This is a genomic window from Paracoccus denitrificans (genome assembly GCF_900100045.1).
Classification (GTDB): Bacteria; Pseudomonadota; Alphaproteobacteria; order Rhodobacterales; family Rhodobacteraceae; genus Paracoccus; species Paracoccus denitrificans.
Genome location: NZ_FNEA01000011.1, coordinates 97,348 through 108,964, shown reverse-complemented (window position 1 = coordinate 108,964; position 11,617 = coordinate 97,348). Strand labels below are relative to the sequence as shown.

At 63.0% G+C, this 11,617-nt stretch carries 10 protein-coding genes and 2 pseudogenes; 11 read left to right on the top strand and 1 reads right to left on the bottom strand.

What is annotated here, in order from left to right; translation table 11 throughout:
* Nucleotides 1-24 precede the first annotated feature (24 nt).
* The 11 genes and pseudogenes from BLT64_RS11535 (at nt 25) to BLT64_RS11485 (ending at nt 10,674) form a co-directional block, all read left to right on the top strand.
* Nucleotides 25-279 (top strand): helix-turn-helix domain-containing protein, encoded by a 255-nt coding sequence (locus BLT64_RS11535; RefSeq protein ID WP_011746801.1) that lies wholly within the window; start codon nt 25-27, stop codon nt 277-279.
* A 190-nt stretch (nt 280-469) separates the two neighbouring features.
* Entirely contained in the window at nt 470-670 is a 201-nt protein-coding gene (locus BLT64_RS11530) for a hypothetical protein (protein ID WP_074810464.1), read from the top strand.
* 166 nt (nt 671-836) lie between these two features.
* A complete protein-coding gene (locus BLT64_RS11525; protein ID WP_041529748.1) occupies nt 837-1,067 on the top strand; it encodes a helix-turn-helix domain-containing protein in 231 nt (76 codons plus the stop codon).
* 211 nt (nt 1,068-1,278) lie between these two features.
* Complete coding sequence (locus tag BLT64_RS11520; RefSeq protein WP_011746803.1) at nt 1,279-1,806, top strand: hypothetical protein; 528 nt, start codon at nt 1,279-1,281, stop codon at nt 1,804-1,806.
* Nucleotides 1,807-1,815: 9 nt separating this feature from the next.
* Nucleotides 1,816-3,948 (top strand): TnsB C-terminal domain-containing protein, encoded by a 2,133-nt coding sequence (locus BLT64_RS11515; protein ID WP_011746804.1) that lies wholly within the window; start codon nt 1,816-1,818, stop codon nt 3,946-3,948.
* On the top strand, nt 3,938-4,936 hold the full coding sequence (locus BLT64_RS11510; RefSeq protein WP_011746805.1) for a TniB family NTP-binding protein: 999 nt from the start codon (nt 3,938-3,940) through the stop codon (nt 4,934-4,936). Before BLT64_RS11515 ends, BLT64_RS11510 begins: the two co-directional genes overlap by 11 nt.
* Nucleotide 4,937: 1 nt before the next feature.
* Entirely contained in the window at nt 4,938-6,419 is a 1,482-nt protein-coding gene (locus BLT64_RS11505; protein ID WP_011746806.1) for a TniQ family protein, read from the top strand.
* Between the two features lie 164 nt (nt 6,420-6,583).
* Entirely contained in the window at nt 6,584-8,101 is a 1,518-nt protein-coding gene (gene istA / locus BLT64_RS11500) for an IS21 family transposase (protein ID WP_011746807.1), read from the top strand.
* Nucleotides 8,098-8,634: pseudogene (locus BLT64_RS11495) on the top strand (ATP-binding protein); the annotation flags it as partial. The gene istA and the pseudogene BLT64_RS11495, both read left to right, overlap by 4 nt.
* Before the next feature lie 23 nt (nt 8,635-8,657).
* Nucleotides 8,658-9,566, top strand: a pseudogene (locus tag BLT64_RS11490) (recombinase family protein); the annotation flags it as partial.
* Between the two features lie 109 nt (nt 9,567-9,675).
* Nucleotides 9,676-10,674: an IS110 family RNA-guided transposase gene (locus BLT64_RS11485; RefSeq protein ID WP_011746810.1), complete on the top strand. Its 999-nt coding sequence runs from the start codon at nt 9,676-9,678 to the stop codon at nt 10,672-10,674.
* 313 nt (nt 10,675-10,987) lie between these two features.
* Here the strand turns inward: BLT64_RS11485 and BLT64_RS26830 are convergent, their stop codons facing one another.
* Entirely contained in the window at nt 10,988-11,128 is a 141-nt protein-coding gene (locus BLT64_RS26830; RefSeq protein ID WP_157137423.1) for a hypothetical protein, read from the bottom strand.
* Nucleotides 11,129-11,617 lie beyond the last annotated feature (489 nt).

Sequence of the window (11,617 nt, the reverse complement as noted above, 5' to 3'; positions counted from 1 at the left end):
CCTGTCTGGACGTCTGCATCCGGCATGCCCGACGCAGACGACGCCCTTCTGGAAGCCTTTGCAAAAATCCTGCGTAAGCAGCGGACTGCGGCTGGCCTGTCCCAGGAGGAGCTTGCGCATAGGGCCGGGGTCAGCATGCGATATGTCTCACTTCTGGAAAGCCGCCGACATCAACCCAGCTTGGCGACCATTCATGGCCTGTGCCAAGGTCTGGGGCTTTCCATGGTGGAGCTTATCGGTGCGGTCGAGGCTGAGTTCAGCGAAAGGGGCCAGCACTGAGGTCGCCGGAATCGTGGCTGCTGCGAGGTTGTGAGGGAAACGGCGGCAGCGATGAAGGTGCTAGCTTTGGCTCGGCTGCATGATTTGGCGCCATTTGGTTGCTGTCTTCGCGCTTTGTTACCTCGAAGGCAATGGCAACGCAGAAGCGCTTGTTCTCGACCCACGCGCCCACATCGGGTATTAAAGGGCTATGGCCATCACATCTGCACACCCACATCCTGATGCGGCCCTGATCCGGGACTGGGCACTGTACGGGCCGCGCGACCCGGCCATTGCCACGCTCGTCGAGCGCCTAGCTTACGAACGCCAGATGCGGCTGAACGAAGTTGAGCAGTTGATCGTCGATGTCCTGACAACCGCACTTAATACAGAGCGCAAGCCGTCAAGCTAAGCGTGCGACTGGGCTTCCCCGTTCTAACAAAAAACAATCTGTAAAAAATTAGATCAGGAAATCAATGCGCTAGCAAGTTTTTTAGCTAGGAAAATGATTCGTTCTCTGCCATAATCCGGTTGGGCTAGATGTGCTGGTCACTCACTGACACGGTATAGGTGCAGGGATGGACGATGAATTTTGCCACGAGATGATCCGGGCACGCTTGCGGCTGGCCGGAACCAGCTTCAGCGACATCGCTCGCGAACTGGGTAAAACTCCTGCCTCGGTAAGCCTTGTGTCGCAAGGGCTTAGACGGTCTCAGAGAATCCAGCGTGCGATAGCCGAAAAGCTTGATACCACCCCCGAAAATATCTGGCCTGATCGCTACGAACAGGAGGGCACCATGAAGAGCTAAAAAGCGAAAGGCTCCGAAAGCGCCAACTTTCAGAGCCCTGCTTAGGTTTACCGAATCTAACGCACCCGGTGAACCAAGCATCCCAAACCTCGCACGCAAAGTCAATGACCGGCGCCATCCGCTTCGGTCGATGGCTGCGCTGTGCCTGCATCCGCCATGATCGCCCGTTCTCGCGGGCGGTCATCTGTCAAACTATTGCCAGGGATGTGACATGAACCCCTTCTTCCGCTTTCCCGTGCTGGCACCCGCCAGCCGGACCATTCCGGCGCGCTCGAAAGCGAGCGCCCGCGTGCAGGTCGTCGATGTGCGATCATTCCTGCCCCAGCCCGTCATCAGTCGGCTCGAATCCGGGCTGGAAGCCCATTGCTGGGACCAGCTGATTGCGGACCCCGAGATTCGCGAAGTTCAGGCGCAGCCGCCCGTCATACAGTACCGCGACGCACGGGGCAGGCCCGCCGTCCATCACTTCGACTTTCGCGCCCACCTGGCCGACGGTAGTGCGCTTGCCGTCGCCGTACGGCCGCTGGCCCGCGTCCGCAAATACCGCTTCGAGGACACGTTGAGGCTCATTGCCTCGCAACTGCCCAGATCCTTCGCGACACGGATCTTGCTGTTCACCGATGCGGATATTCCCCGGCCAGAGGTCGTGCCGCACGCCCCGACGACGCGCCTGATCGAGCGCGCCAGGGAACTCGGCGCGCCGATGATTCCAGCCTTTACCCATATGATCCTGGCCTGAGAGGACGCCGTGAAACACTTCAACATCAATCTCCTCGATCTCGTCATCCTTGATGGCGTGGAATATCGGCTTGCATCGCATGAGCCCGAAGGAATCGTGCTGATCGGAACAGCGCCACCGCACCCTGCACGCAGCATCAGCCATGGCGAGCTGGAGGAACTGCTTCGCAGCCCGCGGTTTCGCTACATTCCGCAGGGGGCGGCACGCACAGCCGCGGAGCGCAACCTTGACGGACTCCCCGAATATTTTCGAGATCTTCCCGAGGGCAAGCAAGAGACCGCGCTGTGGCGACTATTGTTCGTCGAGGAGTTGCTGCGCTGCATCAAGGCCGGGCTGGCCAGGCGAAACGAGGCCTCGGTCAACATCATTCTGCCAGCAGTTATCGCTGCCGTAGAAAGTCATATGCGCAAGCGCTTTCGCAAACGGTTCAAGCGCGCGGGGCGTATGGAAACCTCTCGAACGCCGCCTTGCGCCAAGACGTTGCTGACCTGGACACGCGCCTACGAAAGAAGCGGCTTCAGCATCATGGCTCTGGTGCCTCAGACGCATCGATGCGGAGGCAGAGGCCAGATGCTGCCCGGCGAGCTTGCGGCATTTGATGCGCTGATCGCGGAATACGCCTCGCCGCTGCGCCAGACCATCGATCAGATCCACGAGCGCGCGACCAACTTCTACGCGGATTTCAACCGCGACCGTGCTGAGCGGGGGTTGCCCGAACTCCGGCCGCCATCCCGCTCCACCGTCTATCGCGCGATCAAGCGGATGGACCCCTACGAGACCTACCTGCAACGGTGGGGTGTCGATGCCGCCAACAAGAAATTCGCGATCATCGAATATGGCGTGCAGGTCCTGCGGCCCATGGAACGGGTCGAGATCGACGAATGGGATGTCGACCTCATGGCATGGGTTTCCAATGCCGGTCTTCTCGACCGGCTGACGACGCAGCAGATCGCGGCCCTCGAGGTGATCCGCCTTGTCATCTGCGTCGCCATCGACTGTGCCACGCGTTGCGTCGTCGGTCTCACCCTGTCCAGATCGACCAGTGCCGAAGCGGCCATCCGCACGATGGAAACGGTCACGATTGACAAGACGGCTATCGCGGTCGGCCTTAGCTGTCGTCACGGTTGGCACCAGGGTGGGCGGCCCGAGACCGTCGCAGCCGACATGGGCTCAGCCTTCGTCAGCGATGATTTCAAGATCACCTGCGCCGGGTTGCTTGCCCGTCTGGTCAATCCACCCGGCGGTGTGGCCAAGCTCCGGTCTCGCATCGAACGCCTGTTCGGGACCTTTGCAACGCATTTCGTCAGTCGATTCCGGGGGCGGACATTCTCGAACCCCGAGCAGCGGGGCGATTATGATGCCGAAGCCGAAGCCTCTCTTACCGATCAGGACCTGCTGGCGGCGCTCGTGACCTATATCGTGGACGTCTATCACCAGCGCCCTCACGCCGGGCTTCAGGGTGAGACCCCTGCCGATTGCTGGGACCGGCTGGTGGCCAAATATGGCCTTCCGGCCCCGGTCGATGCGATGGATCGCCGGGCGATCTTCGGCATTGAGCTGGAACGCAGCATTTCCGGTCGCGGCGTGCGGGTGTTCGGCGCGGACTTCGCCTGCGAACAGCTGCGCGATGCCCGCAAGCACAGCCATCAGCACAAGGCCCGGCTGCGGTTCGATCCACTTGACCTTGGCTGGGTCGCGGTCGAGGTCGGCGGAATCTGGTATCCCGCCCATGACCTGTCCGGGGCGCTTTCGGGCGTTTCCTTCTACCAGTGGTCGGCCTTCGCCAGGACCGTCATGGATCACAACCGCGAACGCGCGGCAATCTCCGCCGAAATCTTCCATGACGGGCTGCGCCGGCTCGATTTGCTTTCCATCGAGGCGGCCAACGCCGCGCAGCTTGGGCGGATGACGTTCACCGCCGAGGAGATCGACAGGGCGGAACAGACACTCGGTCTTGGCCTGCACCTGCTGCCCGCTGCGTCGGTCGGTCAGGCCCAGGCCGGCTCGGATTGGCTGCAGGGCGGGTTTGAGGTCGGGGGCAGCGAGGCAGATGATGCTGAGGTGCCACCCGCACCGGAGGACCCTCCTGCGGATGACACCCCGCCATCGCGCAAGGGCTGGAGGTTCGAAGATGACGAATGAGCATCACACGGCGCCCGATCAGGTCGCGCGGATCGCCGTGTCCCTGCGCAAGCATTTCGTGGCCCATCCGGGCTACGAAACCGTGCGGCGGCTTTTCCGCGAGATCATGGACAAACGCCAGGCCGAACTGGATCTTGGACAGTCTGCCGAGGGACGCGGGATCGCGGTCATCGGGGAATCCGGCAGCGGCAAGACCACTGCCATCCAGCGGATCCTGCGCCGGATTGATGCTGCGGACGCCGAATCTGGCGAGTTCCGCTGGATCTCCATTCGGGTGCCGACGCCTGCCACCCAGAAAGACCTCGCACGCGCGATCCTGCATGCCCTGGCTTTCCAGATCCAGAGCAACACCACGGCGTCGCGCATGTGGGAGCTGGTCAATTTTCACCTGCACCTGCGGAAATGCTGGCTGATCCACCTCGATGAAGGCCAGGAATTGGGTGGCCGAGGCTCGGAGGTCGAGAAGGCGGGCGTGATCAATGCCCTGAAGAGCCTCATGCAGATCCCGGACTGGCCGACCAACCTGGTCGTCAGCGGGACACCGGAACTGCATGATCTGCTGACCCAGGATCCACAACTGTCCCGCCGCTTCTTCATCACCCGCTTTCTTCCGGTGACCGAGTTCGATGCCTGCGACGATGTTGCAGAACTGGTCGCCCGCTACGCCGGGCTTGCGGATCTGCCGCTGGCGCCGGATCTGGCGGATGTGGAGTTCGTGCCCCGGCTTCTCCATGCCGGGCGCGAACAGTTCGGAATCGTGGTCGAACTGATCATCGGCGCGATCACCCGCGCCCTGGCGGACGGACATCTGGCGTTGGGCATCAGGGATTTCGCACGGTTCTATACCGAACGCACCGGGGATGTCGCGGGGCGGAACCCATTCCTCGTGCCGGATTTCCGGAGCCTGAATACAGGGCGATCACCGCTTGAGCCCGATCCTCCGACGGGTTCGAAGGGGCGGTCGCGAAAACCAAGGGGGAGGCGGTAAGATGATCTTTCCCGCCCCGCATGCCCGTGAGACCATCGCCTCCTACGGATACCGCATTGCCCGGCTGTCCGGGCTGTCATCCCTGGCGGCATTGGTCCACCTCTTCGATCTGGACCTTCGAGCCCTGCTGATGGGCGACAGGCACAGCGTCGAGAACCTTGCCAGATATACGGGCTGTGATCCGCAGGCGCTTGTTCGTGGCGCCCTGGACGCCAGCAATCCGCGGCGTCTGCAACTCGGCGCCGATCCAAGCAACAAGGTTCAGTGCGCCCCGGATCGTTATCGGTTCTGCCCGGCCTGTCTGGGGGGATTGGCCGATGGCGATCTTCGATCTGCCTGCCTGGGCCGGACGGATTGGCTGATCGACGCGAACCATGTCTGTGCCGAGCACGGTCTCCGTCTCATGACGGTCCTGCCCCGCAAGGCGGCACGGATGCAGCAGGACCTGTCGCCTTTGATTCCAAAGCTGGTCGCAGCTCGGGCGGCGCCCTGGCAACCAGGTCGACCGACCGCGCTGGAGCACTATATCACTGAGAGGTTGGACGGTGTGCACTCCAGGCGCTGGATCGACGATGTTCAGCTCGATGTCGCCATCCATACCGCCGAGGTCTTCGGTGCCATGGCCATGCGCGGTCCCCAAGGCGACTGGAAAGGCATATCTGCCGATGAGCGTCGCGAGCATGGGGATCTCGGGGCCGAGGTGCTGATCGAAGGACCGGCGGCGATCAAGGATTTCCTGCGCACGCATATCGGTCATGGCCGGCGGGGCAACGATTACCACAACGCCTTTGGCCGTGCGTTCAACGAGTTCTATTTCCGAAAGGATCAGCCCGCTTACAGGCCCATCTGTGCGGTGCTGGCAGCATATGTTGGGGAAACCTTCCGTTTCACGGGTCAGGAGAAGGTTTTCGGCATCCGCACACGCGGGGTCGAGCCCAAGACCCTGCGTTCGCTCTGCAACCGTCACGGAATCGGGCTGAAGATCACCGTGCAGGTGCTGAAGGCCCAATACGGCCTCAGGGTCGGGATCGGGGCCAGTTCCGAGGTCGATCCCGACCTGATCGCCGATCTTGCACCAAAGCTGAAGGACCTGCTCAACGCCCAGGATGCCGCGCGCCATCTTGGCGTCAGCGTCGATGTGGTGCGGGGGCTGATCGGCGACGGGCTGCTGGTCCCCGATTACCGCTTCAACGACAGGATGGTCGGGTTTTCGGCAGCGACGCTCGAATCCTTTCTCGATGACTGGTGCAGCGCAGGCAAGTCGCCATCAGGTGGACAGGCAATTCGCACCCCCATCCAGACCGTCGCTCGTGCGAACAGGGTCAAGGTTTCGCGGCTGCTGATCGCGGCTCGGGCCGTTGGGGGTGCGCTGTATCGTGACCGGCGGAAGCGGGGACTGACCGGGGTTACTGTCAGTCATTCTTGCATGGCGGCACTGGTTGAGCAGGCTAAAACCGATGCCAGCAAGGTTGGGCTCGGCTGACGTGCCGCGCGACAAACAGGATGAGACGGATCGGCGGGAGCGCGGCGGAGGGAGGGCGTAGCCCGACCGGAGGCGCGCTCCCGCCGATCTGCCCGATTTCCCGGGGTCTGTGATCGCGGTCGGCTCGCTACGTTGGTGGTTTTCAGGACTGGAGAACCACCTTTGTGCCGGGTCGCCATGTAACCGATCATCAGACGAGGCTTTTCATGAAGCTGAGACAAGACCATCCCATTGAGACCGCCGCCGCGAAGGCGGGGCTGAGCCGGTCGACGGGCTATCGGATCGTAAACGACCCGCGCCTGCCGTCGCAGAAGAAGGGAGCCCGCGGTCGCCGCCGCCCCGACCCGCTGGAGCATATTTTCGAGGCCGAGGTGGTGCCGATGTTGCAGTCGGCCCCCGGGTTGCGGCCGGTTGCCATTTACGAGGAGATGCTGCGCCGCCATCCCGAACTTCAACCGGGCATTCGCCGCACGCTGGAGCGCCGGATCCGGGCCTGGCGAGCTCTCCACGGCGAGGATCGGGAGGTCATGTTCCGACAGGTCCACGAACCTGGGCGGCTCGGCCTGTCGGACTTCACCGACATGGGCGCACTCGGCGTGACGATCACCGGGCAGCTGCTCGATCACCTGCTTTACCATTTCCGGCTGCCGTGGTCGGGGTTCGAACATGCCCATGTCATCCTGGGCGGCGAGAGCTTCGTGGCTTTGGCCGAGGGGTTGCAGAACGCGCTGTGGTCGGCGGGCGGCGCCCCCGCCTGTCACCGCACCGACAGCCTTTCGGCCGCGTTCCGCAACCTTGACGCCGATGCCCGGACGGACCTGACCACGCGCTACGAAGCGCTGTGCACCCAGTACCGCATGGTGCCGACGCGCAACAACAAGGGCGTGGCACATGAGAACGGGGCGATCGAAAGCGCCCATGGCCATCTCAAGGCCGCTGTCCGGGACGCACTGCTGATGCGCGGCAGCGCCGACTTCGATCACCTAGATCACTATCGCGCCTTCATCGACGAGATTGTCGGGCGCAGGAATGCGGCCAGAGGTAAGGGGATCGCGGCCGAGCGTGCCCATCTGCAGGTGCTTCCGACACGGCGCACCACCGACTTCGAGGAGGTGATCGTCACGGTGACCGGCACCGGCGGCTTCACCCTGCGCAAGGTGTTCTACACCGTGCCCTCGCGCCTGATCGGGCATCGGCTGCGGGTGCGCTTGTTCGATGACCGGCTGGAAGTCTTCACCGGCGGAACGCATCTTCTGACCCTGCCGCGCGGGCGTGCGCAGGCCAATGGCAAGCACGATCAGGTGGTGAACTATCATCACGTCATCCATTCCCTGCGCAAGAAGCCGATGGCTCTGGCGGGCCTGGTCTATCGCGACAAGCTCTTCCCTCGACCGGAATATCGCCGGGCCTGGGAGGCGCTCAATGAGGCGTTGCCCGCCCGGCAGGCCTGCAGGATCACTGTCGAGCTTCTGGCCCTGGCCCATGATCGCGGCTGCGAGGCCGAACTGGCCGCCGAGATCGGCCGCGTCCTGCAAGACGGTGGTTTGCCCGACCTGTCCATCCTGCGCGCACGGTTCTCGCCCGATCCCGAACAGCTGCCGGTCATCACGGTGACCTCGCCCCGGCTCAGCAGCTACGAGGCGCTGATCCGTGCCCCGGAGTTGGCGGAGGCCCGCGCATGAAACCTGCATCCCACACCGTCGACGGCGCGCGCCTCGGCATCATGCTCAACGAGTTGAGGCTGCCGACGATCAAGACCCTCTGGCCCCGCTTCGCCGAACAGGCGGATCGGGAGGGCTGGCCTGCCGCCCGCTTCCTTGCCGCGATCGCCGAGCATGAACTGGCCGAGCGTGCGCATCGCAGGATCGCGCGACATCTGGCCGAGGCCCATCTGCCGCCCGGAAAGACCCTCGACAGCTTCGCCTTCGAAGCCGTGCCCATGATCTCGAAGGCCCAGGTCTCCGCCATGGCCGCAGGCGACAGCTGGCTGGCCAAGGGCGCCAATGTGCTCATGTTCGGTCCGCCCGGCGGCGGCAAGAGCCACCTCGCGGCTGCGATCGGCCTGGCGCTCATCGAGAACGGCTGGCGCGTCCTCTTCACAAGGACCACCGACCTCGTCCAGAAGCTGCAGGTTGCCCGCAGGGAACTGCAGCTCGAGGCCGCCATCGCGAAGCTCGACAAGTTCGACCTGCTGATCCTCGACGACCTCGCCTATGCTCATCCTGTTTGTCGCGCGGCAGCCGCGAGCTCTCGGTAAAGGTCTTCGCGGGCCAGTGTCGCCTGGTCGAACTCGGTTTTCGCCAGGGCGGCGCGCCCGGATACGGGTTGCGCCGGGTGCTGATCGACGAACACGGAAACCCCAAGGGCGAACTGTCCCGCGGCGAGCAGAAGAGCCTTCAGACCGACAGGGTCATTCTCGTTCCCGGCCCCGAGGACGAACAGGACGTCGTCCGGCGCATGTATCGCATGTTCGTCGAGGACGGCCGATCCGAGCGCGAGATCGCGGATGCCCTGAACGCCGACGGACTGCGCACCGATCTCGACCGGCCATGGACGCGGGCGACGGTCCATCAGGTGCTGACCAACGAGAAATACATCGGCAACAACGTCTTCAACAAGATTTCCTTCAAGCTGAAGCAGCGCCGGGTGGTGAACCCGCGCGAGATGTGGATCCGCGCCGAGGGCGCCTATCCGGCCATCGTCGATGAGGCACTGTTCCTGCGCGCCCGGGAAATCGTCGATGCGCGCAGCCGTCATCTTTCCGACCAGGACCTGCTGGACGCACTTCGGGCACTGCTTGCGAGCAAGGGCTTCCTTTCCGGGTTGGTCATCGACGAGCACGAGGACACGCCGTCATCGAGCGCGTTCCGATCCCGGTTCGGCAGCCTGCTGCGCGCCTATGAGATGGTCGGCTATCAGCCCGACCGGGACTACCGATACATCAAGATCAACCGCAAGCTCCGCGAGGCACATCCGCAGATCGTGGCGGGTGTCATCGCTGGGATCGAGAACGCCGGTGGCAGCGCCGTTCAGGATCCCCGGACCGAGATTCTGACCGTCAACGGCGAATTCACGGTATCGGTCGTGCTGTCGCGATGCTTCGAGACCGCTGCAGGCTCGCTGCGCTGGCGCATCCGCCTCGACACGCTTCACGGTGAACTGATGCGGTGGATGCCCCCACCCGACGGCATCTTGTGTGCCATGATGGTTTGATTGGAACCGAGCGGAAGGCGCAATTGTGACGACGAAGATCAGCATGCTGGCGATTGACCTGGCGAAGGGCAGCTTTCAGGTCTGTGCGGTCGCAGCGGATGGGGCGGTTCTATACAACCGCGTGATGTCACGGACCAGATTGGCAGCGCTATTGGCGGAGCAACCAGCCTGCGTAGTGGCCATGGAGGCCTGCGCCACGTCGCATCACTGGGGCCGCATGGCGCAATCCCACGGTCACGAAGTGCGTCTGGTCCCTGCTGTGTATGTGAAGCCGTTCGTAAAGCGCCAAAAGAATGACCGGGCGGATGCTGAGGCCATCGCGGAGGCAGCCCTCCGCCCGACCATGCGGTTCGTGGCGGTCAAGAGTGCCGACACACAGGGTCGCGCAGTGGCGTTTCGGACCCATCAATGCCTGGTCCGGCAACGCACGCAACTCATCAACGCCCTCCGCGGGCATCTGGCCGAGTTCGGACTGGTGGCGCCGAAGGGGCCTGCGAGCCTGAAGGTCCTAGAGAACGCGCTGGCAGATCCAGCCAGCGATGTGCCAGGCCCTGTCCGGGAGATGGGCGCGATCTACGTCGAGCAGATCGCGAGGCTGACAGAGGTGATCGGACGACTGGCGGAGGAACTCGAGGCCGCATCGAGGACAGATACGCAGCTCCGTCGGTTGTGCACCATCCCCAGGATCGGACCAGTTACTGCCGGCGCCGTCGCGGCATTCGCACCGGATCTCGACACGTTCGACAGCGGGCGCAATTTTGCCGCCTGGCTCGGCCTGGTGCCGCGCCAGAGATCAACGGGCGGCAAAACCAGATTGGGCTCTGTCAGCAAGATGGGGCAGACCGATATCCGCCGCCTGCTGATCGTCGGCGCCATGAGTGTGATCCGCTGGGTCGTCCGCAAGGGGGGCAGCGCGAACCGTTGGCTGGCCGCGCTCGTGATGCGCAAGCCGAAGATGGTCGCGGCAGTCGCGCTGGCGAACAAGATGGCCCGGATGATTTGGGCGCTGACGACAAAAGAACAGGATTACAGAATGGCGTGACCCAAGCCCGGAAAGGGTGACGGCACGGCATGGCCGCAAGGCCGGGGTGAGCGATCGACGAGGAGTAGGCGACACGGACTTCGAAGTTCAAGGCGGGGAAATTCAGTCCCGGGGCTCGAGCGCATGCAGCTCTATGAACCGATGTGAACCCAGCCTTCCGAACAGCATACCGGCCCGTGGTGTCATCCAAGGCCACGCTGAGAGGCCTGACACACGTCCGATCGAAGACCCCGCCGAAAGATCAAAGATTTAGCTTGCCAAACCGGGGGCATCCACACACGCCCCGGGTTTTCCGGAGGCGATTTGGTTTGAGTCACGCCGCCGTGGGTAGTTCTTCCAGCATGGCGTAGTAGCGTTCCTCGGCTTCGACCGGCGGGATGTTGCCGATGGGCTCGAGCAGCCGGCGGTTGTTGAACCAGTCGAACCACCGGCACTCGTTGGCCGAATCCCGCAACCGCCGGCGCAGCTCCGTGTCCCGAGCCGCTGTGCCTGATAACGGACCGCTAGCACCAAAGTCAGGAATCGTGCAAGCAAAAGTGCCGGTCGGGGCAGGACAACCCAAAGGGGTACATCACGCTTGACGGTGGGCGCGGCCTCCGCGTCATGGCAGGATCGAACCAGATCGTCAGCGAGCCGCGGCCCTTGAACGCTTCATTGCAGGTTGCTCAGTTGTTGGGCTCGTAGGTCGGGGTATCTGTCTGCTCATGTCACCCATTTATCAAACTGAATTCACAAGATAAATCAAATCCGTCGATTTGTGCAGCGGAGCCCCGAGACCTGACGAACGCATCGCCATGCACGCTCATAGAAGGAAGAAAAGATTCTGAAATTTCAGTATTGATTCGAGTCTGGATTTGTAATAGTGAAATATCAGAACAGGTGAAAGTTCGTGTGCTCTGGGGAGAGAGTCCATGAAATCGCAATTCGGTTCCTATTCTCCGTC